Origin of the sequence: Anaerobacillus sp. MEB173, from assembly GCF_052119505.1 — a bacterium.
Lineage (GTDB): Bacteria > Bacillota > Bacilli > Bacillales > JBJMAU01 > JBJMAU01.
This window is the reverse complement of record NZ_JBJMAU010000011.1, coordinates 65753-92661: the sequence shown is the minus strand read 5'-3', so window position 1 is coordinate 92661 and position 26909 is coordinate 65753. Positions and strand designations below refer to the sequence as shown.

Genomic DNA, 26909 nt, shown 5'->3' with positions numbered 1-26909 from the left:
TTCATTTCAATACCTTATTCTCCTTTTTTCAACAGAGCTCCAAAATTAACTGTAAAATTTTTCAATGAATTCAATTTAATCACTTTTATGCAAGGGCAGTGACAGCTGTCCCCAGATGCGTGAAGCAGCCCTGATGTAAAGTTAACTCTCACCAGGGCTGCTTTTGTGTTTGTTGCAAGAGCTATAAATACTGCCTGCCACAGTTAATCGGAAACAAAAAGAGTGTAATTAAGTAAGTTGATTACTTGCGATACAGTGAACCTTGCAACAAGTGATTATAAAGCAGTGGATAGGTTTTTGTATAGGAAATACCTAAGCCCCAGTCGATGGAGAATCGGGCTTTTTCGTTAAGTGCCTTTGTAGCAGAAAACAAACTTTGGCTCCAAGGAGTAAATTTGTCGAAAAGAAATAAAATTGTTGGAGAAACTTTGTCTGTTAAGTCATAATTTCCCGGAAAATATAATATAGCAGAGACGGGCACCGCCTGAAGAAGCTAGTTTTTCATTAAAATAGTAGAATCATGGAATAGGGCCGCCAAAACTAGCCACATAATATTTTTTTTGGAATTGTTGCTTATTTCTTTTCGTGTGGCTTCATCCATGGTAATCTGCAATTAATTTTTATATAACGGTAGATATGGGTTCCTGTCCCCCGGTGCGCGGTTCTGAGGGAGGACACATCCGTCAATGGGGTAGAAAGCACTCCCTACTTGAACCGCTCGTGGACTGTGTGTAACCGCTTTTGTCCTTTTGGTTAACAGACACCATTCAATTAGCGAGTACATAACAAAGGCTTGTACGATTTGAGACGTTCATTTTTCGGTATATATGCTGGAGGTGCTTCTTGATTGTGTTTTCACTCACATGAAGAGAGGAGGCAATTTCCTTGTTTGTAAGACCTTCTTTGACGAGCTCAATAATCTCTTGCTCTCGTTTAGTTAGTTCGTTATTGTTTTGAAGCGAGGTCTGGTCACCAAGAAAAGCGGATAACGGCTTAAGTATACGGGAGAGCAGCTGCATTTCTTTTTCAGAAAATGGTGGTTCTTCCTTCGTACGGATGAGCCCAAGTACGGCTTTCATGTTAGTGCCGTCGAAAAGATACACGCCCATCTCATCGTAAAATCCATGTTTTTTCATAAAATCCTGGTAATATTCCGTTTCTTCATATGCCTTCTGCACCATAACTTCATGAATTCGGAGTACGGATACTGAAGGTGATAGTGTCAATCGTTGTGGATGTAGTATATCAAGGCTGCGGTAGTAGTTTATGTATTCGCTTGTTATTTTTTCTGATAAATTGTACAGGATAGGGGAATGAATCTGGCCTTTTTTATCGATTGACCACAGGATGGTCTTAGAAAAACCAAATAATTCAGCAAGTGTTTGTTGGATCTCATGAGGATTTGGTTGCGCTTTTTTCTGAATACCAAAGTCATAAAACGCTACTATTTTTTCATAGTCTTCAGGTGTAAGAATAGCTTTGTCCATGCTTGTCCCCCTTCACTTAAAATATGTTCTATCAGTAGTATAATATATTTCTGAATATTAAACCAATTTAGAAAATTATCCTTTTGGGTAATAGTCCAGGATGTTAATTGGTGTGATAATGAAGGGGAGGAGGGGATGCTACATGAAAGTAAATGAGTATGCAAGTTATGATGGAACAGGTTTAGCGGAGTTAGTAAAGAAAAAAGAAGTGACAGCTCAGGAGTTGAGGGAATGTGCCGTAGAGGCCATCAATCTTATTAATCCGAAACTAAATGGAGTTGTTTCGATTGTTGAGGAGGATGATCAAATCGGATCTAGTGGTCCGTTTGAAGGTGTTCCTTTTCTAATTAAGGAGCTAGTCCTTCATGCAAAAAATACACCATACAGCATGGGAAGTAGGTTAGCGGAAGGGTTCTCGTTACCGATGGATAGTGAGCTCATGAGCCGGTTTCGAAAAGCCGGACTTGCGACAGTAGGAACAACAACGACGCCTGAATTCGGCTATAACGCCACAACGGAGTCCGTCTTGTATGGACCAACAAGAAATCCTTGGAATCCTGAACATAGTCCAGGTGGATCAAGTGGAGGTTCTGCGGCTTCCGTCGCCGCTGGAATTGTTCCGGTTGCACATGCGAATGATGGCGGCGGATCCGTTCGAATCCCAGCATCCTGTAATGGGTTAATCGGCTTAAAGCCATCAAGAGGGCGAATTCCATTTGGTCCAAACAACTTCGAGCCTTTAAATGGAATTGCGATTGAATTTGCGGTGACAAAATCAGTTCGCGATACTGCAGCACTGCTTGATGCAGTATCAGGTCCTGATGTCGGGTGCTATAGCTGGGCGGAGCGGCCAAATCGTCCATTCATCGAACAAATGCAGGAAAAACCTCGTCCATTAAAAATTGCCTATATGTCTGAATCCTTATCTGGTGCGCCTGTGGACGAAGAATGTAAAAGGGAGCTGTATAAAACGGTACAGCTATGTGAGGATCTTGGCCATGAAGTGATAGAAGATGCACCAGTTATTAATTCAGAGGCCCATTCACTTGCTACAATGCGAATTTGGACAGCAAACCTTCACCATATGATTGATGGGGCATCAAAACTGATGAATCGAAAACCTTCACCTGAAAATATAGAAGCAGGTATTTGGGCGTGCTATGAGTATGGTGCCCGGATGACTGCGGCAGAGTTATTAGAGGCTCTTGATATAAACGGCCTTACATCACGCGCTGTTGGACAATTCTTCACAAAATATGATGTGATCCTATCACCGACATTGGCACAAAAACCGTTGAAATTAGGAGTGTTAAATGCTAATCGCCCAGGCCTAACGGCTGAAGAATGGACAAACGAAATTTTTACTTATGCCCCTTTTACAAATTTATTCAATACGACAGGGCAGCCAGCCATCTCCTTACCGCTCGGCTGGAGCTCTGATGGAATGCCAATTGGAATGCAATTTGCAGGCAGACAAGCGGAAGAAGGTCTACTCCTTAGTCTTGCTGCTCAATTGGAGGAAGCGAGACCATGGAGGGATTGCCGTCCAAATATTCATGTCTCCAATCAAACGGGTGTAGTATAGGTCATACAATAAGGGCACATACCTTTATAAGAGGGATGTGTCTTTTTGCATAGGTATTGCTTTGTGATACCACATGTTTATTACCAGGAACAGCACGTGGATATTTGAAAGGCTTTAGTCTTTCTGTAGTACCTGGTACTGATAAAGAGAAGAGTCCGTCAAATCTCTTTACCCCTCAAGCCAAGTTCCTGTAATACATCCATCTGCAAGTTCTAGTTCACTTAATTCCCTAAAGTAAATTTCCTCAAATTTCTTTACCAAAATTCCATAAAAATAAGCAATATTATAGGTTCCAGTCCCCCGGTGCGGTAGTGCGTTTAACTACGAGGGAAATCTTGTAATCTATTAGAATATGGTATGTTTTTTACTCCGTTCTATAAATTATCGTTCTTATTATATCCTACTCCTCGCCATAGCTCTCTCTACAATCACATAACATATTGACCATTAAGGGAAATTTATCATAGTCGAAATGAGATAGTGGTACGCATATGCGTACCGAGTTTGCTTTTTGTAGAAATATAGGAGTTAAAGTTAGGATTATAATAAGAGGTTATTAGACTTAATTAGAATTGTCGCCAGCTTACAAGAGACAAAGGAATACAATCTTTGCACTAATTATTGAACGGGTATGCGGTGGGATTGCGTCGGATTGTGATACAATTTGCGCGGCATTTGGTTCGTTATTTTGATTAAAAGACTGATTATTTGTTGGGGATTCAGCAAATAGCGTACTATATGTCCGCGAACAGTTGAAAATCTAGTATTTTATCAGCCGATTTTTACTGTTTATCAGCCGATTTTTACTGTTTATTAGCGAATTTTACCTATTTATCAGCTAAAATGAGTAGTTTATCAGCCAATTACCATCTATTGGGAATTTCTGCCTCCGTCTAGGGTTGGAACTTACATGATGAAGGCTAAATGGAAAGACTATGAAATGTGCGTTATTTTGTTAGAGATTACGTGAATGAAGTAAATAAAATAAATTCTTAAACTACTTTTTACAGATAATTATTATATAATTAGAAGTAGTTTAATAAGGGATAAAATTCCAGCTGGGATCTTTCTGATTTTCTATTTCCCTATTTATGATAATGCAAAAATTGGAGGGGTCTAATGTCATATCAACCAAAGTCATTTCGTAGATTTTTAGCAGCAACTTTATCTACATCTGTATTGGTTACATCTGGTTTTGTTGTTCCAATGAATATCAGTTCTGTTCAGGCAGCAGATACTGGTTTTGGAGATGTGCAGGAAAATAAATACTATACAGAGCCAATTAACAAAATGGCCGATGTTGGATTTATTAATGGGATGGGCAATAAATTGTTTGGGACGGAAGCATCGATTAAACGGCGAGATGTTGCCGTGTTATTCTCTAACGTATTTTTATGGGATCTTCTATCTACAGAAAAAACAGAATATTCAGACATTCCTTCAGACAGCTATTATTCAAAGGCAGTTTCAAAAGGAACTAAGCTAGGAATATTTCAGGGAAAAGGGAAAAATAAATTTGCGCCAAATGATGAGTTGACACGTGGTGAAATGGCGGTTCTATTATCAAGAGCATTCCAATTAAAGGCTGATCCAACAAAGGTTGTACCATTTAATGATATCGCAGGTCATCCTTTTGAAAATGAAATTAATGCTGTCTATCAAGCCGGATTAACAAATGGAATTTCTCCGATGTCTTTTGGACCAGATGGTAACGTAACAAGAGCTCAATTTGCGACTTTATTGTATAGAAGTAAGGAAGTGCAGAAACATATTGAAGTAAAGCAGTATAACAAACATGGGGCTGTCTATAAGCTTGAGGATATTACGGATACAAGTGTAATTTCTGGTATCACGTATCAGTTATCTGATGAAGTTAAAAAATTGCTTCATACTAAAAATCGGAATGCGCTAGTAAACTCATATATTGAAGTTGAAAAAAACAATCATGTCATTGAAGGAATTAAATACTTAGCCGTTACAAAAGAGAATGCGGAGATTGATGGTGATGGAATATCCATAGAGGGTGATGTTGTCGTTTTATCAGACAATGTTCATTTGAAAAATGTTCATATTAAAGGGAAGGTAATCGTCGAAAAACTTGCAGAAAAATTTTCAGTCAGTGGCGATATCGATAACTTACACCTACAATCTCCAAATCCATTGACCTTTATAAATGAAGGAACGATAAAGGATCTCACCATTGGTGGAGGAGGAACCGTTTCAGCGAACTTGGGTTCAATTGGGCAATTATCGATCAAAGATGTTACCACCAAACTACTGATTGAACAAAGTACAACAATTGGGAATCTAATCTTGCCACCTGGAGTTAAGCCTGAAGAGGTTATTTTGAATTATGAAGATGTGAAGGGGAAAATACGGGAAATCAATGGAAAACTTAACCCGTCTGCAATTGGTGGAGGCAGTGGAGGAGGATCGAGCTCACCGGCCTTGCCGGGAGGTATTTCAAATTTACAAGCTGCTCCTGGAAACGGAGAAGTAACACTATCCTGGGATGCAGCTTTAAGAGCAGAAGGTTATGAGGTTTATTTTTATAAAGGAGCTGACTTACCAACAGATGATGCAGATTGGAATAAAGGATGGCCTGCAGACGAAATAGGGATTGAACAAAAGACGCATATGATTACGGATTTAGAAACTGGCGATTATATGTTTAAGGTGATTCCTTATCGAGTATACGGGCAACAGCAGAAATTATTCGGTCCCGTTGAAACAATTGCTGCGTACATTGTTTTTGATGAGGTAGCGCGTGTAGGAGTGTTTGTTGATGAATTGGATGAAGTTGTATCACAGTTAAATAAAGATGGAAGTGATACTCAAGAGGACATTGATAGTGCTACCTTATTTTATGATGAAGTTTTTGACTTAGTATCGGCCTTATCGGAGGATCCACGAAAGCAAGGCTTATTGGACCGCTTAGTTTTAATAAAACAAGACATTGATCTTGCTCAGGCTGAATTGGATTACGTAAACAAGGTTGCCTCAGTAGAAGTGGCAGTAGCAGAAGTGGAGATCTTGGCCAGCGGGCTAAATAGTGATGGCACAGATTCACAAACCGGTATTGATACTGTCCAACAAGCACATGATGATGCCAATAGTTTAATAGAAAGTTTACGAGAGGACGAAGTAAAGCTGGACTTAGTTGATCGATTAACAGTCGTTCAAGCAGCAATAGATAGTGCTCAAGCTGAGTTGGATCTTGCGCAGATTTTAGTAGAAATCACGATGTATGAAAATACAGCAACAATTGCTTCCACGGTGTTGGAGCAAGACATTATTGACGATCTTGTCCTTGTTTTTAGCGGAACGGATCAGAATCCGGACATTACGATCACTTTTACTAGTGTCGGATCAAATTACCAACCGGATTTAGATGAGGTTTCTGGAGCAGCAACCTATGTAACGATTAATGAAAACGGTCAGTTAGTTTACGCGCAATTTAATGAAAGTGATACTGCAGTAACTGAATATGTTGTAGCAACGTTCACAAAAGGTAATCAAGCAGTTCATAAAATAATTACGGTATCAATCAACCCAAGTGATATAGCTGAAATCAACAGTAAAGAGTTTGAGACGTTTGACTTTGCGACGATTGCAGGCAGTCCAGCCTCAATTGAAAGTAAAGCAATTACTAATTTTAATTACCGAACGATTTATGCGGGCCAGGCTAATTTAAAAAGTAAACCAATCACACATTCTAATTTCCAAGGTAACCGCAAGCAATTTACGATTAGTGATGGAAGACATAATATCGCGGTAGATTTATGGTGGGATATACCGACGAATGGCTTTACCTACGCGGGTGTAGTAGGGTCAGCTATAGACAGTTATATTCAACAATATTTCAACGATAACAATATTCCTCTAGGTCAACGAACACTTACTGCTTTTGGATTTGACGATACCTTTACTATAAGTTCGTTTGCAACGGGTTCCGAAAATCAAATTACTTTAAGCGGACTGGACTGGGAATACTTCTTTGAGACGAATGTTGCAAATGGTACAGATGAAGACCGTAGTGCGAATCGTACGTTTACAATCAGTGATGGTGAAAACACAGCTACTATTTTACTAGAATGGAATTATCAAAATATCGATGGATTAGTGAATGCTATTAATAATCAACTTAATAACTCAGCTGTAACTGCTAATGTAAGTAAAGTAGATGAAGCGACATTAAAAATTGAAACGAATGATATTGGCTCGGCACAAATTTTGGCGTTGAGTGGTACGGATGTAGCAGAGTTTTTTAGTGAGTTCAATGGAACTGGTATTGATTCAGATTATACCGCCAACCGAAGCTTTACAATCAGTGATGGGGTAAACAGCGCAGTGGTCTTGTTAGATAAGGATTACAATAGTATGGATGATATCATTAATGAAATGAACGCCACTCTGGCCAGTAAATCTGTAAATATATCAGCAGAAAAAATAAATGATAACCAATTAAAGTTAAAAGCATCGTCACCGCGTTATTCTATTGACGTTACTGGTGAGAATGCGAGTCAATTTTTTGAGTAGTATCGTCGTTGTTAAGCGGAATTTTTGATGTGTGAAATTGATTTATATACGATTACATTTATCAAAGAGTAGGGTACTAATTAAATAGTCCCTGCTTTTTCTTATTTTTTGAATTGAAATCTATCCACTAAATGAAAAATATACTAAAAAATTGTTAAAAGTCTCCACATAATAACCGATATAAAATAAGGACGACTAATTTCTATCTAAGGTACTAAAAACTTACAAGATTCAGAATAGTATTCGTATAGAACATAGAGATTTATGTCCAATTATGGAAATTAAAATAACAACAAATAAAAAAATAATAAGGGGGAAGTGTGATGGGGAGGAATAAAATGCTCAAGCAGTTCTTGGCGGTCAGCATAGCGTTCTTGCTTGTATTTACTAGTTTTGCTGATGTGTTACTTCTTAGTGGTAGTCAATCAGCATCAGCCGCTAGTAAAAGCAATATGAATGTGTTTGTTGATCCTGCAGGGGGCTATGTGAACTGGGGGAATGAGGTTTTTTATTATGAAATGAATGGGAAACCGACAAATGAGCAAATTGCCCAGTTTTTAAGTAGGAGTACAAACTATTATTTAGTGTTGTATCGGGCACCTGATAATCAACGCTATATGAATCTATTTAAGTCAAATAAGCCGATGACGTTTAATGAGAGAAGCGGAAACTTGCATTTTGCGATTGAAAGTAATAGTACTTCTTCTCGTTTAAATAGTGCGGGGAATACATATACGGTCACGAGTAATGGCAGTATTCGTGGTAGTGATTTTGTTATTTATGACTTGAAGCTGCAAACAGGGTCGGCAAATTCATTTGATTTTGTTAGTGCTACGGATACATCGGTTACACTTGATTGGAATAACTTAGGTGTTAACCACCGTCTTAAACGAAATGGCCAGAACCTTGGAAATACGAAAGTTGATACAGGCTTGACAGCAAATAAAACCTATCAATATATTCTTGAAGTTGATCGTGCTGGACAAACGTATTATACGTATTTAGACCATTCCGTTCAAACGAAGCTTGCAGCAACGACTGGATTTGAGACGATCTCCATTGGGATGAGCAATCACAGTCAGGGGGTTAATCTTGAATGGAGTAAGGATTTAGGTATTGAGGCTGCTGCTGGCAAGCCTTCATATGACCAAATCGCACAGTTTTTAGCAACAGGTAACGAGCATTATCTATTAAAATATAAAGTAAATGGCAAGGAATATATTAATCTGTTTCGAGGCGATATCAGCTTTAGAAAAGATACGAATCGTGTCTATTTTGAGGTTAGAAATGGAGTTGGAGCGCAGTTAAATACGAATGGCAGCTCACTTCAAATTACAGGCAGCAGCAGTATTCAAACGAATGAGTATAAGCTTTATCAGTTAGTGAAAACTTCAAATCCTGATCATGCTAATCTTCGTACAGAAGAGCGGACACAAAATAAAATTACGGTTGCCTGGAACAGTAAAACTGGGGTAAAAGAATACGTCCTAAAGCGTGGCAATCAAGCGGTCTCTGTTACTCGCTCTGGTGCTACTCGCTATGCAGATATCGGACTGAACGCGGGGACAAGTTATGACTATACATTAGTGACGTATTTGAATAATAATCGTGTTCTTGTATCGACATTACATGAAAGAACAAGTGTCTCAACGATTATCGCTGACAAAGTGAAAAGTGCTGACTTTACATTACGTTGGTTACCAGTAAGTAAAGCAATTGGCTATATTATAAAGCGAAATGATGTTGAGATTCACCGGATTACCGGCTTAACGAATGGTGGAACAACGACACAAACGGTTTATCATGATAAAGGGTTAAAGATTGGTGAAACGTATGTCTATGATGTCATCCCGTTTTTTGTAGATGATTTTCCTGCGGATGTCACGAACTTATATGTGAGCAATGTGACATCAACAACGGTGGAATTAAACTGGATTACAGCTGAGCGAGCAACTGAATATCTGGTCAAGCGCCTACGTTGTGACAATGACTGTGGCCCATCAGACAAAAAAGTCCAACAAGGCAATTCATTTACCGTTTCAGAATTAACTTTTACAGATGAGAAATTACAGCCAAATACAAGCTATGAATACCGTGTTCTAGGAAAAAATGATTATGCCACAAGTAAAAATGCAGCAATAGTGAGTACGAAGACTGCACCACCTACGCCAAATAGTTTCACTGCCGATAATATTTCAAGCAGTGGCTATATATTGAGTTGGAATCGCCCAGCTGGAACTACTGGTTTTCAGTTAGTGACAAGCTGTGACGGACAGACACCGATCGAAAGAACGTTAGCTTCATCGGTATTGTCGTTTAACCAGACGGGATTGAATCCAAACACGATCTGTGATGTGCAATTATTTGCTATTAATAGTAACGGTGATAAGAGTGATCCAGCTCAGTTACAAGTCACGACATTAGGTAATGAGTATACAGCTGCACCAGCAACGCCGACAAGTTTTCGGGTGATCACAGCTTCAACGACAGATACATCACTTGAACTTGCTTGGGACGGTGTTGAACTTGCGAAAACGTATCTAGTTCAACGTTACAAAGGGTCAAGCCTTGAGAGACAGTGGGAAGTTGATGGAACTTCGATGGTTGATGATGGATTAGAGCCTAATACAGAATATAATTACCGATTAAGAGCGGTTAACCCAGTTGGGCAGAGTGCGGCTGCTACACTTCAGCATGATAAAGTAAAAACACTGCCGGCAATGCCAACGAATTTCCGCATTGAGACCGTATCAACAACGAGTATTACATTGAACTGGGATCATATTAGCGGTACAACGTATAAGCTGATTCGTAAAGGTGAAGGGGAGCTGGATAAAGGTCCTAATCCAGTTACTCCAGCGTATACGGATAATACATTAACACCGAATAAGCTGTATGAATTTATCTTAGTCGCATCAAATAACGTTGGTGATAGTGAAGCAGCAACGGTTTCGATTCGAACGAAGCCAAAGACACTTACTATTCCAACGACAAATCATCTCCAAGTTACAGGTGTTACTTCAGAAAGCATTACTCTTGATTGGGATGAAGTGACTGCTGTTGGTGAGGATGTAACATATGATCTGATTCGTGTATTAGTGAATGACAACTTAATGGAAATCGAGCAAGAGCGTATTCCGGATATTGTTGATACTAACTATAGGGATACAAATGTCTTGCCAGGTACGACATATACGTATTATTTAGTTGCCCAAACAGCAACGAGCCAAAGTAACAAACGTAAGCTAAGCCGAGTGAAAACAGAAAGTAAGAGCAAAGTGAAGACTCCTCCGGCTAAGCCAAGCTTGCAGATTGATGATCCATTACTTTCTAATTTTGTCCGACTGACATGGAATGATGTGCAAGGGGCAGGTGACTATGTTTTACGTAAATATGAGGTTAACACAACTGGAAACGCTACTCATGTCGATACGATAACTAGAGATCGTGAATCACTGTACTTTAATGATTTCAATGTTTCTCCAGGAAAGAACTATCGCTATGACCTAACGGCAAGAAACAGCAGCAATGATGCGACAAACCGTGAAGGGGATAAGGCATCACTAACTGTAAAAGTTCCAGCGATTTCAGCGAATAACCCAGCATTTTTCGCCGAGCAGGTTCACTATACAAATGTTCATTTGCGATGGGAAACGATCCAAGGAGCAACTCGTTATATTGTAAAACGGAATGGGATAGCTATTCATGAGTCAGCTAGTGGAACATCGTTCATTGACCGTAACCTTCAGCCGGGGCAAAGCTATACGTATCAGCTAGAGGTTCGCAAAGGAACAGCGGCCATTCCAGTCGTTACTATTGATGTAAAAACTAACAACTTCTACGTTCCATTGTCTAATGGGAACTCTACAGGAAATAGGACGTACGCCTTAAATACAGCCAATGTTGCGGAATTAAGATGGGATCACGTTGAAGATGCTGCTTATGTTCTAAAACGAGGCAGTGATGTTATTCAGGATTATGTTAACCCAAGAACAATGTTTACGGACTACGGCTTCGGGAAAAAAGGTCTTGAACCAAACAAACAATACAGCTACACCTTAGTAGTTAATGTAGCAGGTAAGCAAGTTGATACAGTGCCGTTACAAGTGCAAACAGCAAGAACTGCGTATTCAACTGGCAACTTAACATTCTTTGAAGATATTGAAAGTTTATTAGAAACAAAGAAAGTGGTCTTAACATGGAATCATGTTACTGATGCTAAAGAATACATTTTGAAGCGCAGGGAAAAAGCGGATGGAACTCCTTTCGACTCGATTCCTGGAACGACGATCTCAAGTGGTAATGTATATAGTGATACTAATTCAGTGGAGCCGAATACTGAATATGAATACCGCTTTGAAGCAAGAAGAAGTGATAACAGCTTAATCAATACAACCCAGTTTTTAGCTGGCGACCGTGCGATTACAACGAAGTCATTACCAGTAGCGAATGTTCAAGTCGCAAACAAAGGCGCTAATTTTGTACAGCTAAGTTGGGATGCTCCAAGTGGCCAAGGTAATGCGCCGTATGAGTATGTTATTCTACGAAATGGTCAGGAAATTGAACAGTCACCGCTTCCAGGTCATGTAACCTCGGCTGTTGATGAAGGGCTTAATGCGAGTTCAAAGTACACTTACACGATCATTGTTCGTAACAAAGGCGGAGACAGTGCACCTGTTAAGCTGGATGCATACACGAATGATGCGGCGCGTGATTTTACTTTTAAGAATGTGTCCAATACGACGGTGACGTTAGAGTGGGACAAGGTAAATGGAGCGGACAAGTATATTGTTCACCGTGAGCCGGGTAATGTAACGTACAACTTTACAGCAAACCCACGAGATGCAAAATTAACAGAAGCAAACAACCGTTTAAGCTTTACAGATGAAGGTCTTACAGCGGGTACAGAATATACGTATACATTTACTGTTGACCGTGTGGCAAATGGAATCACGTATTCTTCTGATCCAACAGAGAAGTCGATCGTTATGCTTAATGCGTCATTAGGTGCGCTTCAAGGTGTTGGAATCAGTCCAAATTCGATTGAGCTTACATGGAATGCCGTCGATGGGGCGAAGGAGTATGTACTAGAACATCGTAAAAAAGGTGATTCGAGCTATACGAGTGTTACGCTTCCAAGTGACGCTGTAACATACGAGCGCAAGGGACTAGAATCGAATACAGAATATGAGTTTGTCTTAACTCCAAAAGATCAACGAGGAAATACAATTGGTACACCAGTTAGACTTGATGGTGAAAATGCAGTTGCCACCCTTTCTAATAAGGTGGGACAATTCAAACAAATCGATGTTGGGTATGATTTTGCCGAACTAGAGTGGGAAGCACCTACTAATGACGGCAATGTGTCTTATGAATATGTCATCTTTAGAGATGGTGTTGAAATTGATAACTCACCTGTCACAACATTAAAAGTTAGAGATGAAGGCTTAGAGGCATACCAGCAATACAAGTACAGTATTGTTGTTCGTAATAAGAGCGGAGATAGTGAAAAGGTGCTATTAACCGTAAAAGCTGATGTCGATACACCGAAGAATTTTTCATATGAGGATGCAAGACCAACGTCGGTGAAATTGACGTGGGATCCAGTTGGTGATGCCACCTATGTATTGAAGAGGTACTTACCAGGCACAAGTAACCAGAAGCGCTGGGAGGTAAAGGGTACGTCCTATACTGACAGCGAGGACCTGATGGCGAATACAATTTATGAGTATGAATTGATTGTAGTTCCAAAAGATGGTGTTGAACGTATTGATACATCTGTCCGCTTAGAAGTGGCTCTACCGCCACAGCCACCGATGAACTTCCATGTCGTTGAAAAGACAAGAACATCAGCAATCGTTGAATGGGATGCGGTTCATGGTGAAAATATCGAGTATGTGTTGTACCGTGATAACCGAATTGTCTATACAGGCACAAATGTTAGAGTTTCAAATGATGATTTAGAGCCAAACACTACCTACACATATCGCGTCATTGCTAAGAATAGAGTGACGGGTGCGGAAAGTGAGCCAAATGAACTTCAGGTTGTTACTGGAATGGCGGCAGAGCCAACACCAACAGCGATTACGATAACATGGCCGAAGAGTGTTGGAGCGGTTTCTTATATCCTCACTCGTAATAATGAAAAAATTTACGAAGGTCCTGAGACAACGTATATCGATTACAATATTACCGCAGGTGTTCACTATGTGTACGAAGTTGTTCCAGTAGGTTTTGCTGGAGAAATCGATGATAAGAACCGAATTGTTATTGAGAGCACAGCCTCTCCATTTGAAACATGGTTAAAGGCATATTATGATGTGTCTGCATTTAAGGAATGGAATGTTAAATTTAATATCACATTAAATGCAGCAACAATTACGAACCAGAATATTTATGTAACGAAAAAAGGCGGCGATGGAACACCAATTCCGGGAACGAGCGTCTTGTTAAATGAGCCTGACCGCAACTCGATTACAGTGAAGCCACCAAAAGACGGCTACGATATCGGCACGTACTATTTATGGGTAACTGATAATGTGATGTCTGCTGGGGCGTCAGGAACGAAGCTGCAAAGTGCAATTCGCCTTGAATTTACTGTAGGTGCATCGGCAGAAATTGAAGATCCGACTAAGATTGAGTTTGATGAGCGTGTTTGGTTTAGTAATGTTCATAAACACAAAGACTTTACTATCTATTTGACAAACGAATTGAACAGCAAAATGTACAACAGCTTAACAAATGTCGTTGATAGTAAGTATGTCTATGTTACAGCGGTGCCATTCTATGATGCCGGTTCAATCAATGCGAAAGCGATCTATAATGCTGAGAAGAAGACCATTACGGTTCAACCACCGACTGGCGGCTATGTTCCGGGTCAAGACTACTACCTATGGGCATATGGTCTCGAGGATAAAGCTGGTGATCTCATACGATTCAGAGAGGAAGAGTCTGATATTCTGATTGATAAGGGCTTACAGTTGAAATTCACAGTCGGATTATTGGATCTAACGATTAATAAAGTTAGTGGATCGAATAAAACACTCGTTTCTCCTAATAGTACAGTTACTCTGAAAACCACGGATAAATGGGAAATTTCCCTCAATCCTAAAGCTGGTCAAGAGATCATAACGACTCGTGAGTTTGATGAAATGATGATGAATATTAGAGAGCATGTGAAGGTAACAAATGCTAGCGGAAATGACGTGTCGCACGACTTTAAGATTGAAAAGATTGTCGTCGCTACACCACATTATGTAACGGTAGAGATGGTGCCAGCTGCTGGCACTTATCCTGTCGGAACCTATACGCTTACGATTCCTGATCAACAGTATTCCGGGTATTCTTCCATCGCTAAAGAAGCAAAAGTTACATTTACAGTAGAGAATTGATGTAAGTGCAAGGGGTTTAACAGTCATGTTATTCCCCTTGTATGCTATTAAATGAAGAAGGATGATTACTAGATGAATATGAAAAGTAGAGTACTATTTCTTGCGATTGCATTTGTCATGATGGTTGTTTTTATACCATTACATAATGTACAAGCACAAGGGAAATTCTCTGATGTTCCGGACAAGGCGTTTTATGCTGAGCCGGTAAAAGAACTAGCACGCCAAGGGGTAATATCCGGCTATGAAGATGGAACATTCAAGCCAAATAAAGAAGTGAACCGTGCAGAGGCAGCAACGATGATTGCCAAAGCAATCGGATTAGATACAAAAAATGCTCCAGCACCAAATTTTACCGATGTAAAAAAAGGTGCATGGTATTCAGGCTCAATTTCCAGCTTAGTGAAGGCGGGGATTGTTGACGGATATCCAGACGGTACATTTTTACCCGAGCAAACAATCACTCGAGCAGCATTAGCAAAAATGCTTGTCGAAGCCTATGCACAGCTAGATGAAGTGAAAAACCAACGCACTGCTTTCAAAGACGTTGTACCAAATTCGTGGTATGAAGGCTATGTTACTGGATTAGTGAACGCAAAAATTACTACAGGAAAAACACCGACAACATTTGCTCCAAATGCAGTCGTTACCCGTGGTGAAGCAGCAACATTTCTATACCGTGCACAATTGTTAAGAGGCCCTGCCCCAGAGATTGTTGAGATTTTTTAATACGAGGAAACGTGAGAATAATAGATGCATTCTATTATTCTCTATTTTTTTTTGCTGAAATTCTTCTGAATGAACACAATTTAGTGAGATGTATGAGAGTATTTCAGTAATTAGACTACGTTACCATCAAAATTTAATGTAAAACCAACACATTTTACTAAAATTGAGAGGACCATTAACTAAGTCCTAGTCATTTATCGGCCGATACCAACTATTTATAAGCGAATTTCAGATGTTTATAAGCCAAAGGCTAACATGACGTTTGAACTTTTCCTTGATGATAAAAAGGTTCTAACAAAATCGGTTAAAGCGGGTGATTTCCCTGAGAAGCTTGACGTGGATGTAACGAAAGCAAACAAGATAAGATTAAAGGTAACATCCGACCAAAAAGTAGAAGTAGGATTGTTTGACGCTCGATTTAGTAAGTAACAGATATTGATCCTAAGTACCATGAGTAGACAAAAGCAGGGGTGGCTGATGAGCTGATTGGGAAGGTTAATGAAGTGGAAGATGAGCTTACGATAGAGGTTCATGGTTCTGCTACTTCCATCGGGAACAGAGCCGAAGATTAAGTTTTACTTTGGTGTGAAGGGTACGTCGTTATTGGAGAATAGGGAGAAGCTAGAGAAGGTGAAGAGAGCTTTGATGGCGAAGGTAGTTAAAGAATCACATGATACCTGATAATGGGACAGGTATGGGGTCTTTTTGTTATTTTGGAAGATAGTCGCGATAGCACTGGGTTTCGCGGACATGAGGTACGTTATCTGTGACAAAAAGGCAGTTTTGAGAGGGTTGGCGGACATATGGTACCTTATTGTGTTGAAATGACTGAATTTTTGAGGAGGATTCGGTAAATAAGGTATCTGATGTCCGCAAATAGATGAATATCGAGAATTTTATTGAAAATAAGGGCTCTGGTGTCCGCTTAATTGTCTGGAGTAGGATTAAATGCTATAGGCCATTAAAAACCTTATTTTATTGAGAAAGAGTTAATTATATTAGTTAACTCTTTGTTGGCAATTATCCTCACGTGTTTTTTGCAAAATTATCTATAATGACTGGTAAAATGCTTAGTACATTAACTAATTTTTATGAAGAAGGGGAACTGATGTGCTAGAATCAAAGTCAACTACATAAAGCAAGGTGCGTCTGAACTCCCTGTAGAGTGGGGGTGGCATGTGACGACATATGAAGCATTTAGTTTACTGGCGCAATTTAGCCTAGTGCTACTAGCGGTACTTACTCTAATCATTACTATTGTCGTCTATTTAAACAAAAAGAAATAGCCACCTCTGCTCGTCAAAGTAAGGTAACTATTTCATTCGTTATCTAATAAAATGGTTAGCCGCCATTCATGCGGCCTGTAGTTGCTACTGACTGGGTGTTAGCGTACTCAGTATTTTTTTACTTTACGCTGTTTATAACATTATTATTTTGGTACCAGGTACCGCATGTGGACATTTTGCTTGCTTTTGTCTTTTGGCGGTACCTGGTACCGAGCGTTGTTTCCTATTTATTAATGCTGATGTCCTGGGGTTGCTCCTTCAGGAGGCATACTAAATTTTAAATGCTCATCATGTGTAACAAAATAATGATGAATATCAAAGTGTGGTACTTCAAAGCCTGGGTGGCCAGCTTCTAAAAATTCGATATCAGTGTGCACGATTGGCGGTGAAGGTAACCCTTTCATACCTGGGATATTGATATGATTTACACCATTAATAAAGTCTTCTTGACTTACCATCTGCTCGATAAATACTAGTTTGCCTTTCTCAACACCGTAGATTGGTCCAAGTGGTAATTCGTTTGGCAATCCCCAATGCTGTCCCATTCCTGGTACCCCTGGTGCCATAAAGTTACCGGTTCCTTCCAAATCGATTGCGCCTTCAGGTAGATCTAATACATAAGCCTCTAACGTTGCTTGATCCCATGTAATATTATCGCCTCCAGTTGCAGCAGCTATCTCCCGAATGTGTACAGCAGGTCTATTATTATGTATTTTCGCATTTAAAGTTTGACCATTAACGCTGAATTTTTTAGTATCCTTGCTAAACGAATACTCCATTCCTAATAAATCAGCATACCCAATTGCATCAGTATATGTTTTTCCTGATTGAATATAAGTACCGTCTCCGTAAACCTTTACTCCATTAATTAAAACCGTGACTTCCTTACTAGCAGCACCAACAAATGAACTTCCCACAATCAGTGAAACTAGTAAAGCAAAAAATGTTGTTACAATAAACTTATTACGCATAAAACTTCCCTCCCATTTTATTGAAATATTTAGAATTTTTAACAATAGTTATATTAACACAGTGTTAATCAGATATCCATGTTTTTTATAAGACAATTTTCCTTGTTTTTTTACAAAATTAATTATTATATAGATGAAAAAAGCACTAAATGAATCGTTCTTTTAGTGCTTTTAAAATGCTTTATTAATAGTAATATTTACTTACCTGATTCACCGCTCAAGTGTATTGTTTCAATCGAGTGATTATAGAAAACTATAAAACTAAGACATACTCCTTATTTAACATAAATATAATGATGAAGTAGTACAAACAATTGCATAGGAGAGATGTTTAGTGAAGAAAACCTTTAAACTGGTAATTTTATTACTTATTTTCTCATTATTATTTTCGGGCGGTGCTTTCGCCCAAAATGATAATGCGAAGAAATCACTTGTGGCATTAGGTGACTCTATCCCGTATGGGTTAAATCTTGGAGTAACGAATAGTACATCTTCAAAATTAGCATTTCCGTCTATAATTGGTGAAGATGCTAATCTGAGGGTGCGGAATTTAGCGGTATCTGGTTGGAAAACGGAAGATATGTTAAACGCATTAAAAAACGATCAAAAATACCGACAAGCTGTTGGTCATGCGGATTATATTACGTTGAATATTGGGAGTAATGACTTACTTGAAATATTACAGAATGCTGGTGCTGAATGTGGTAATGCCCCTGTATTTGAACAGTGTTTAATGGTTAGAATTACGGAGGGACTTACCAATAGTGATTTACTAGATAACCTCAACGAAATTTTGGCAGAAATACGTTCAATTTCAGAAGCACCGGTCGTTGTTTATAATATTTATAATCCTTTTAGAGAAGGTGATAAAACGTGGGGTCATCTAAATCAACTAGGCCACAACATCCTGCCTGGAGTAAATGGATTAATTTTTTTAAGTGCAATGAATAATAATGCAAGTATAGCAGATGCTTATACTGCCTTTGAAACAGGATTAGATAATAATGTATTAGAAAACGATATACATCCATCAGTTGAAGGACATGTGAAACTTGCTGAAATAGGTCTAGCAGGGTTTGGGTTAGAATAGGAAACAAAGGATACGGGTGGTACGGTACCAGTCACTACCCGAAAAATCTTGTTTCATATAAAATTTCACGAGTTATTAATACAGATGCAGGGGAACTGATGTGCTAGAATAATAGTGTCACTTCATAAAGCGGATGGGCGGTTGACCATCTCCCGTATAGAAGGGAGATGGGAAAATGACGAGCTACGAAGCAATAATGATGGCACTACAATCAAATTTAGTTTTGATAGGTATTTACACATTAATCTTGATAATCGTCAAAGAAACAAGAAAAAAGTAACCGTCCTGCGCCCGACCAAGGTTAGGATTGGTTACTTTTTTGCGAGTAATAACTTAATATTGGTCGCCGCTCTTCAGTGGCGTGTAGTTGCATTGATCGGGTGTTGGTAGCACTCGATCTCTTTTACATTCTACGTTGATTATATGTTTTTATACATGATATTCAAATCGCAAACAATGTTCATTGCTATGTTCTCAAAATGCATGAGATTCACGTCTTTCCAGATATAGTTTCCTGTTCCCCGGTGCGTTATGGCTATTGTACAATCGTTAATCCAGGGGAGAAGAGTAGTTTGTCGGCTACCCTTACCTGTATCTAAATCCCATTTAACTTTCTAAGCTTCTTTAATGCATACTTCCTCCAAGACTTTACTGTACTAAGCGGAACATTGTATTCAGTTGCGATATCTAAAGTAGATTTATCGTTTATAATTGCTTCAGTAACCCAGATTTTTTCTTTGACCGAAAGTGGGGCGATGTAACTTTCAATAATCTCTCTTTCAAGTAATGTCGGTATACAGTGATCAACTAGCTGTTGTTCCATGTCCTCATTTGCATAACAATGCGTCTCTTGGTATCTCCCTTCTTTTTGCAGCATGGTTAGCATTTTTCCCCTTACATAGAGTATCGCCAGTGTTGAAAACTTCCCTTTAGCAGGATCAAAGCGTTCATAGGCTTCCCATAAGGCGATTAAGCCGATCTGATAGAATTCATCATAATTTTTATAAACTTTTAAAACTTTGAGCTGTTTTAAAATGATAGGCTGATACTTTTTAGCTACCTCATCAAATGTCATTTCCGTAATCTGCATTTCTTTTATCCTTTTGTGAAACGCGCTCACGTGTTATTCCGCCGGTAATTAAAAAATAGCTTAGTAGATAGTAAAGTGTCATATCGGCATTTACATTGTTTCGATCATTTTTGCAGTGCGATATGTAACAAATGGTTAGGTGAAATGTGATGTTTAGAAGCTTGCAGGGCTTGCTTTTGTTGGATAATGATAAAGTTTCAGAGGGAAAACTTCACTGGTATTTGATGAGGGGCGTTTCTTAACGAATGACAAAACAAATGTGTTAGGGATTGCTGCATGGTTAAGTAGATAAAGTAGAAATATAGAAATAAATAGCGAATGATGCAAATATTTGCAATAAATATATTCCAATAAGTTTGAATTTTCATTATAATTAAGAAGATTGAAAATGAGACTTGAGTATTGAGTATAAAGGAGGTGATGAAATGGGGTAATGAATAAAAAAGCCCTTAGGTAGTGGCCAGCTAAACTACATACCTAAGGACGTGTGTGAAAATTGGTTATACCAACTTTCATAGTTAAGTATAACCTCATTTCCACTATTTTTAAAGGTTTAAGTACAATCAAATAGTGATAGGAGGAATTCATATGGAATCAGTAAAAAGCTATAAAATTCACTCTGAATCGATGGTATTGAGGCCGGTTTATAATGAAAGCGGAAAATTATGTACGATAGTTGATGAACTTTATCAAAAGATACTGGTATTAAAAAGTCCCTATTCGATTGTTCGTGAAAGTCTCAATTTTTATGGTGGAGGATACGAAGGTACAATTGAAGCTGCTAAAAAAATTTTAGGTAATAAAAAGATGCTGCCGATTTGTATTGCTGCACCGTTAGACATTTATTTTATTCCGATGACTTCAGCAAAAAGTCACGATTGTATTTGGTTTGCACTAAATCATATGGTACATGTAGAATCTAGCACCGATAAAATGAAATCGCTTGTAAATCTAAAAAACGGTCAAAACGTTGTCGTTAATTTACAAAAAGGGATTGTTGAATCGAAACGCTATCGAGCTGCATACTTGAAAGAAACCATTTCACGCAGATTAGAAGAGCGATGCTGTAATGAAAGAACCGGGGGAATGGTTGTTGGTAGGTGATTTACGCGGGAATTTGGTGGAATTGCATCGGTTGAGTGTGGGGTTGCACGAGTATGCAATGGAATTGCACCAGGTTTGAATGCAATTGCACTTTTCTCCTTTAATGACCATTTTAGTTTATCGTTCAAACTAATGAGAGAGGTTACTTCGTGAAAGTAAGAGGTTTTCAGTACATAGGAGAGTGGGGAAGGCGAAATGAGAGGGCGATTGCTGGAGAAGCAGAAGTATAACTTTGAGGACCTAAATACATTTATTTCTCAAAAAGGGTCGATTAATTTAAAAGATTTGGTTGAAACAGATATAGATGGGCATTTATGTACTTTGTTTGTTAACCACACTCTTATTGTGAAAGATGTGGAAGGGCTTGCCCTAATTAAATACGATGATATAGAGTTTATTCACGGTGTTGTGGATGTGTATGATCGTGTTCTTCGTGAAAATCTATATAATTTTTCAATGGACGATACGAGTTCAAAAAGTATTGAAAATGCTCATATTGCTGATATTATTATTCAATCTAATCTAGTTATAAACGTGATCGAGCTTAACACTGCAAATCATATTCAACACGCACCTGGTGAGACCATTGCATTAGAGAACAAATATTTAATCGAGCTTTATACGGGATGGCATACTCAACTGCACCATAGGGAACATGAATTTTTTAAATTGTTTTGTTGATATGGCCAGTGTTCCTGTCCCCACGTTTCACCGAAAAACGATAAAAGATTGACTTTATTTTTATATATCTTTATGAGATGATATATATGGAAAATTGAGATTCCTACGATAAATGGCAAACCTAGTAAAAGCTAGGGACGCAAAGCCACGGGCCTAAAGTAAGTAATGTTTACTATGGTAGCCGGGTTACCGAAAAGGATTAGTATGTAAAGTGAGAGTTTTGTTTATTTACTATATAGTTATGGTTTATTCCTGAAGCAACTACTAGACATTCTTGCTAAAAATGGATACTACCTATATTAACCTTTACAAGTCCACTATTCTTTTTGGTGGGCTTTTTTATGTGAAGCTAAAAAAGGGAGGTTAAATTTAGGCCGCACGAGCATTTTAAGATAATTTTTTGGATAGGAGTTGTAAGGATGAAAAGTCTAAGATTGAAGATATTAAGTGGGTTTGGGTTAGTTGTAGTAACTGTATTGATTATGGGTATATTTGGATATGTTGGCATTTCAAATTATACAAAAGACGTAAGGGATATGGTAGAAGAAGAATATACATTATTAAAAGAAGCAGAGGAAATGAAACATAATGTCACTTATCGGGTTGTAACAGCTCGTGGTTATGTTTTATACGGGGATGAAAAGTATCTAAATGAATTTATAGATATGACCGAAGATGCGATAGCCATACAAGAAAAACTTTTAGATGAGTTCAGTAAGGATCCTGAGTACTCCAATGCCATAGAAGTGGCCGATGAAAATACTAGAAGGTGGAGAACATTAATTACTGATGATATTGTTCCAGTTTTAGATGATCATAATGGTATATATGGCAATGGTGATTCCAACCAGTATTCTCATACATTTAAAAGGCCTTCCTTTGAAGAAACGATTAATATAATGGAGGAATTTTGTACAGTCTATGCGATTGAAGCCATTGAAGCCTGGCAGGATATCTTTGATTTGCAAGATGCAAAGATTGTAGAACTTGAAAAAGAGTTAATCAAAAGTGGTCAATTATTACAATGGATATTTATCATTATCTCAATTTCAGCAATTGTTATTGCAATTACAGCGGCAATCATTATTGCTAATATGATTGTTAAACCTATTTCTACTGCTGCGAAACGTTTAGAGGATGTTGCCAACGGTGATCTTACTGGGAAACCACTTGCAGTTAAAACGAAAGATGAAGTAGGAAAACTAACAGAGAGTTTAAATCAAATGGTTGAAAACTTAAGAGGCCTTGTAGGTGAGGTTGAAGGTTCATCAAGAACACTTGCTTCATCTTCAGATTATATGGCTGCATCGAGTGAGGAAATAACAAATGCAATTAACATTATTTCAAAAAATGGACAGATAACATCAAATGACGCTGAAAAAGGCAATCAAACAATGTTAGAAGTCTCTGCAACATTACTAGAGCTTTCATCATTGATTCAAATTGCTAAAGAAAAGTCATTCTCATCTGCTGACAATTCGAAAATTACATACGAAACAGCCAATAACGGTAAGAAAACAGTTGAAGAAGCAATTAAGTGTATGGAACGAATAAAATCTTCAACCGATGAAACAGAGCGTTTTATTCAAACTTTGGATGAGTATACAGAAGAGATAAAAACAATTACTGAAATGATTACAAATATATCTGAGCAGACTAATTTATTAGCACTTAATGCTGCGATTGAGGCAGCTCGGGCTGGAGAAGCAGGTAAAGGCTTTGCCGTTGTAGCAAATGAGGTTAAGAAATTAGCTGAACAGTCTAGTCAAGGTGCAACAAAGGTTGCTGAATTAATTTTACAAATTTCCAATAGTACAGGTGATGCTGTTCAGGCAATTAAAGATAGCAAATCACAAGTCGATAAAGGCTCATCAATCGTTAGTGAGTGTGGAGTTTCATTAGAGGAAATACTCCAAGCTGTAGACAAAACTGTTGGCGATATTAAGAGTATTTCAAATGTTACAAGTGAAGAAGTTGCATCATCAGATAAAATTGTAGAGCTGATTGATACTCTTGCAACAGGTATAGAAAATACCTCTGTTAATGCTCAAGAAACATCGACATCATCTGAGGAAACAAAAGCATCCATGGAAACCGTAGCAGCAACAGCAAGTGAGACAAACGAATTAGCTCAACACTTAAGACAAACGGTGGATAAATTTAAAATATAAAGGGGAGATGAAGAGTGTCTCAAGATATAGAAATACGAGAAAATAGAGTGATTGTAACTTTAAATGGATCTATCTACTCTAAAGAAGCTGCAGCATTAAGAGAAAATTTGATTGAATATATTATTAAGGGATACACGAGTTTTGTTTTTGACTTTAATCAGGTAAGAGAACTTGATAGTACGTTCCTAGGAGTAATTGTTACGATAAGAAAACGAGTAATGTCTACTGGTGGAAATGTTACCGTTAAAAACCTAACATCACAATTAATGGTTTTATTTGAACGTACACGTTTAAACAAAATTATAGATATGGGTTCCTGACTCCCAGTGCGGTAAAGTATTGTAACTATTGTCGTCTATCTAAATAAAAAGAAGTAACCGCCTGCCCACGACCAATGGAATAGGATAAGTTACTTCTTTTTAGTAATTGATTTAGTTTTTCTAACGGTCAGCCGCTCTTCATGCGGCATGTAGTTGCGTCGACCAAGTGTTAGCAGCACTTGGTCTTTTTTCATTTTACGTTGTTTATAACTATATTATACATCACTTTCTTTTACCATTACAATACAATATGGGTTCAAGTCCCCCGGTGCGGTAGTGCGTTACTTTTATCTTATAAATGATACGAATTATTATTCTGCATTTGCTACATTGGGATTAAATGCTTCAAACATTCCATCATGATTTGCTTGCCATACCCAAGCATGTAAAGCAAAGGAGCCACCGAAAGGGCCGTCATCGAATTGTTGACCAAATAATGATGGACGCTCTCCACCAACAGTCATGTATTCAACAGCTACTAGTTTATAACCACCATTTTTCTTAGGTTCATAAACAAGAACTTCGGGGGTTAGTAGGTCAAGCTTACCATCATCAAATAGCAAATCTTCTCTTACCAGGTGAATGCCCATATTAGGGACTACGTGGTAATCTGTTGCATACCCATCATCAAAGGCAACTTGAATATCCTGATATTTTACTGTTGCTTTTCGTACATCGGCAAGCTCTTTCGATACATCAGGTCCATGTGATTTTGCTGCAACTACAGTAGCTAAAGCAAAAGTCAAAGCAAACGTAATTACTAAAAACATGACTAGTCTTCTCTTTTTCAAACAAACCATCTCCTATTCTAATTAATAAATATTGTTCGTTATAAAGTTTATCATAATATTTTATAACGAACAATATTAAAAATATATATACCGTGAAAAAGTTAGTTAATAAAAAAGATGTTTGTGGTGCATACCTCTATTTTTGTAACTAAGTATTTAAAGCAAATGTGTAAGAGCATTGGGTTAATATACAAAAATAATTGCAAAAGTGGAGTGAACCGATGCCTGTTATCTGCTTTAACAGGATTTACTCTTCAAACCTGAAAAAGGTAAATTCATCGCTCGAGCCACGTACCAGCTGCACACCCTTCTCCAAAGTCACTATCACTCAACTCCTTAACATAAACCTCCTCAAACTTCTTCATCAGTATCCCGTAAAAATAGGCAATAGGCCTGCGGATCGTTTTCTTCTTTACGCCACGAATCATTTGCTTGAATGATTGGATGGCAATATCGGTCATTAGTTCTCCGTCATTGTCGTAATTGTTTTTGTAGGCGGCTACTTGGACCATGCTCCAATATTCCTCGATTTTGTCATAATGGTCACAGAAGGATTTCATTAGGTTTTTGAATGAATGTGGTACTCGCTCGCTTGTGTATGAATGATCAAGAGGATGTTCATTGATGTGTAGGTCAATCGTGTGATTGTTATGACATGGCGTTTGGTTACGTTTAGTTATCTTTTTATTATTAGTAGTTTTCAAAGATAAAGTAGTTTTATGGTGGTTCAATTGTTCGTCGTTGGGTGGTTCGAGTTGAGCGTTTGGCAGTGTTTCATGATGTTCCTGAATGTCTGGATTATGTACTGGTGGAAGTGCTTTATCAGTCGGTGGTTCAAGGTTAGCGTTTTTGTCTGCAAAGTCATTGTTGTGCGGCAGTTCATTCTGGGTCATTGATTTTGGAAAGCGTTGAAAGACGTAGAGGTTACTTGATTGGCCGCCGCTTTCACGTTTGAGCTCAATGACTTCAAGTATGCCAAGGTACTTTGCTTTGGCGATCATTCGTTTGAAGGTTGAGCGGGAAATACCGTTGCCGTAGTATTCTTCGTGAATGACCTTTAGCGCGGTGGCGATTTTGACATTGGCGACACCAATGATTTTGACGGAGTAACGCAGCAGTCGTTGAAGACCGATGTGCTCTCCTTTTGAGAATTGATTTCCATGCTGGTTAAGCCATAATTCGATATGAGCATTGAATTCGTTGACACTGTGAAACTGTGAGTACGCAGCGAAATTTTCGATTGAACCGTTTTTGATCATAATGAACCACTCCTTTACTGTGTATATAGCGAATCAATGTGGAAAAGGTGCTTAGTTTTTGAGATTTTTTTGTGGTGATCCGGATTGGTGCTTAAGGGTGAAACAGATGTGGTGGCAGGAGTAAACGGGAAGCAGAATGTTTTTTTCAAAGAAAAGAAGGTTGCGTGGTTTTCCAAAAGCGGATCATGCTATAGGCGGTTCGGGAAAACAGGGGGATTACTAGATTGTGAGTGACTAATGATAGGGCAGGTATGGGGTATTTTGTTATCTTGAGAGATAGTCGATGGGCAGGAGAATTTGGGTTCGCGGACATGAGGTACGTTATTTGTGACAAAAAGGCAGTTTTGAGTGGGTTGGCGGACATATGGTACGTTATTTTGTTTAAAAGACTGATTATTTGTTGGGAATTCAGCAAATA

16 protein-coding genes and 1 riboswitch are annotated in these 26909 nt (G+C 38.4%); of the genes, 11 read left to right on the top strand and 5 right to left on the bottom strand.

Going from position 1 to position 26909, the window contains the following annotated elements; all coding sequences use genetic code 11:
* Positions 1-767: 767 nt before the first annotated feature.
* Complete coding sequence (locus tag ACJ2A9_RS17960; protein WP_441423060.1) at positions 768-1487, bottom strand: response regulator transcription factor; 720 nt, start codon at positions 1485-1487, stop codon at positions 768-770.
* Positions 1488-1629: 142 nt separating this feature from the next.
* On the opposite strand from ACJ2A9_RS17960, the gene ACJ2A9_RS17955 reads away from it, so the two are divergent.
* From ACJ2A9_RS17955 to ACJ2A9_RS17930, 6 genes are all read left to right on the top strand, one after another.
* Entirely contained in the window at positions 1630-3072 is a 1443-nt protein-coding gene (locus ACJ2A9_RS17955; RefSeq protein WP_441423059.1) for an amidase, read from the top strand.
* Positions 3073-4191: 1119 nt separating this feature from the next.
* Entirely contained in the window at positions 4192-7611 is a 3420-nt protein-coding gene (locus ACJ2A9_RS17950; RefSeq protein WP_441423058.1) for an S-layer homology domain-containing protein, read from the top strand.
* Positions 7612-7934: 323 nt separating this feature from the next.
* Positions 7935-15002, top strand: coding sequence for a fibronectin type III domain-containing protein (locus ACJ2A9_RS17945; RefSeq protein WP_441423057.1), 7068 nt, complete (start codon positions 7935-7937; stop codon positions 15000-15002).
* Between the two features lie 72 nt (positions 15003-15074).
* Positions 15075-15728 carry an S-layer homology domain-containing protein gene (locus ACJ2A9_RS17940; RefSeq protein ID WP_441423056.1) on the top strand — a complete coding sequence of 218 codons (654 nt, stop codon included), beginning with the start codon at positions 15075-15077 and terminating at the stop codon, positions 15726-15728.
* Between the two features lie 192 nt (positions 15729-15920).
* Positions 15921-16157 (top strand): NPCBM/NEW2 domain-containing protein, encoded by a 237-nt coding sequence (locus ACJ2A9_RS17935; protein ID WP_441423063.1) that lies wholly within the window; start codon positions 15921-15923, stop codon positions 16155-16157.
* Positions 16158-16906: 749 nt separating this feature from the next.
* Positions 16907-17014: a putative holin-like toxin gene (locus tag ACJ2A9_RS17930; RefSeq protein WP_441423055.1), complete on the top strand. Its 108-nt coding sequence runs from the start codon at positions 16907-16909 to the stop codon at positions 17012-17014.
* A gap of 230 nt (positions 17015-17244) precedes the next feature.
* Here the strand turns inward: ACJ2A9_RS17930 and ACJ2A9_RS17925 are convergent, their stop codons facing one another.
* Positions 17245-17985 carry a hypothetical protein gene (locus ACJ2A9_RS17925; RefSeq protein WP_441423054.1) on the bottom strand — a complete coding sequence of 247 codons (741 nt, stop codon included), beginning with the start codon at positions 17983-17985 and terminating at the stop codon, positions 17245-17247.
* A 334-nt stretch (positions 17986-18319) separates the two neighbouring features.
* Between ACJ2A9_RS17925 and ACJ2A9_RS17920 the strand changes: the two genes are divergently transcribed.
* Positions 18320-19075, top strand: coding sequence for an SGNH/GDSL hydrolase family protein (locus ACJ2A9_RS17920; protein ID WP_441423053.1), 756 nt, complete (start codon positions 18320-18322; stop codon positions 19073-19075).
* 595 nt (positions 19076-19670) lie between these two features.
* On the opposite strand, the gene ACJ2A9_RS17915 is transcribed toward ACJ2A9_RS17920, so the two are convergent.
* A complete protein-coding gene (locus tag ACJ2A9_RS17915) occupies positions 19671-20165 on the bottom strand; it encodes a sigma-70 family RNA polymerase sigma factor (protein ID WP_441423052.1) in 495 nt (164 codons plus the stop codon).
* 588 nt (positions 20166-20753) lie between these two features.
* On the opposite strand from ACJ2A9_RS17915, the gene ACJ2A9_RS17910 reads away from it, so the two are divergent.
* The 4 genes from ACJ2A9_RS17910 to ACJ2A9_RS17895 all read left to right on the top strand — a co-directional run bounded on the left by ACJ2A9_RS17910 (position 20754) and on the right by ACJ2A9_RS17895 (position 24441).
* A complete protein-coding gene (locus ACJ2A9_RS17910; RefSeq protein ID WP_441423051.1) occupies positions 20754-21269 on the top strand; it encodes a competence protein ComK in 516 nt (171 codons plus the stop codon).
* 195 nt (positions 21270-21464) lie between these two features.
* Positions 21465-21950, top strand: coding sequence for a hypothetical protein (locus ACJ2A9_RS17905; protein WP_441423050.1), 486 nt, complete (start codon positions 21465-21467; stop codon positions 21948-21950).
* A 104-nt stretch (positions 21951-22054) separates the two neighbouring features.
* Positions 22055-22144: riboswitch (cyclic di-GMP riboswitch) on the top strand.
* A 225-nt stretch (positions 22145-22369) separates the two neighbouring features.
* Positions 22370-24121 carry a methyl-accepting chemotaxis protein gene (locus tag ACJ2A9_RS17900; protein WP_441423049.1) on the top strand — a complete coding sequence of 584 codons (1752 nt, stop codon included), beginning with the start codon at positions 22370-22372 and terminating at the stop codon, positions 24119-24121.
* 14 nt (positions 24122-24135) lie between these two features.
* Positions 24136-24441: an STAS domain-containing protein gene (locus ACJ2A9_RS17895; protein ID WP_441423048.1), complete on the top strand. Its 306-nt coding sequence runs from the start codon at positions 24136-24138 to the stop codon at positions 24439-24441.
* 311 nt (positions 24442-24752) lie between these two features.
* Here the strand turns inward: ACJ2A9_RS17895 and ACJ2A9_RS17890 are convergent, their stop codons facing one another.
* On the bottom strand, positions 24753-25232 hold the full coding sequence (locus ACJ2A9_RS17890) for a hypothetical protein (protein WP_441423047.1): 480 nt from the start codon (positions 25230-25232) through the stop codon (positions 24753-24755).
* A gap of 275 nt (positions 25233-25507) precedes the next feature.
* On the bottom strand, positions 25508-26491 hold the full coding sequence (locus ACJ2A9_RS17885; RefSeq protein ID WP_441423046.1) for a hypothetical protein: 984 nt from the start codon (positions 26489-26491) through the stop codon (positions 25508-25510).
* Between the last annotated feature and the right edge of the window lie 418 nt (positions 26492-26909).